Source organism: Streptomyces alkaliphilus, assembly GCF_014141535.1.
Taxonomy (GTDB): Bacteria; Actinomycetota; Actinomycetes; order Streptomycetales; family Streptomycetaceae; genus Streptomyces; species Streptomyces alkaliphilus.
Window position 1 is genome coordinate 1 of record NZ_VKHT01001491.1, and the last position, 851, is coordinate 851.

The following is an 851-nucleotide window of genomic DNA, read 5'->3' on the forward strand; positions in this document are numbered from 1 at the left end:
GTGCGGGTCGAGGACGACCTCGAGGGTGCGGGCGCACAGCGTGAAGGCGAGGACGACCAGCAGGATCGCCAGCCCGGGCGGCAGCAGGTACCACCAGGCGCCGGCGGTGACGGCGCCCGCGCGGAAGGCGCGTTCCAGGGTGGTGCCCCAGGAGAAGGAGGTGGGGTCCCCCAGGCCGAGGAAGGAGAGCGCGGCCTCGGCGAGGATGGCGCCGGAGACCTGGAGTCCGGCGGCGGCCAGGACCAGCGGCATGAGGTGCGGCAGGACATGCCGGGTCATGCGCCGGATCCGGCCGGCGCCCAGGGCGCGGGCCCGTTCCAGGTGGGGGCGGGCCTCGACGGCCAGGGTCTGGGCGCGCACCAGACGGGCGGTGCCGGCCCAGGAGGTGAGGGCGATGGCGAGGATGACGGTGCCGGTGCCCGGTCCCATGGCGATGACCAGGGCGATGGCCAGGACCAGGCCGGGCAGGACGACGAACCAGTCGGTGAGGCGCATCAGCAGCCAGGAGGTCCGACCGCCGAAGTGGCCGGCGAGGAGGCCGACCAGGGTGCCGAGGAGGACGGCGAGCGCGGCGGCGGTGAGGCCGACCAGCAGGGAGACCCGGGTGCCCCACAGGACCATGGCCAGGACGGGTCGGCCGATCTGGTCGGTGCCCAGCCAGAACTCGCGGCTCGGGGGTTCCAGCCGGGCGCCGGGGGCGTTGGCGGCGCCCAGGTGGTCGGGGTTCACCAGCCAGGGGGTGAGGAGGGCGACCAGCACGATGAGCAGCAGCAGCACCAGGCCGACGACGCCGGCGCGGTGGACGCGGTAGCGCGCCCACAGGTCGGCGGTGCCGGCGTCGTCGGCCTGGT

Annotated in this window: 1 protein-coding gene; it reads right to left on the reverse strand. The window is 75.4% G+C overall.

Features of this window, described 5'->3' with window-relative positions; all coding sequences use genetic code 11:
- Positions 1-822 (reverse strand): ABC transporter permease (locus FNQ90_RS25275; protein WP_182608440.1); only part of this gene is annotated, 822 nt, incomplete at its 3' end.
- Positions 823-851 lie beyond the last annotated feature (29 nt).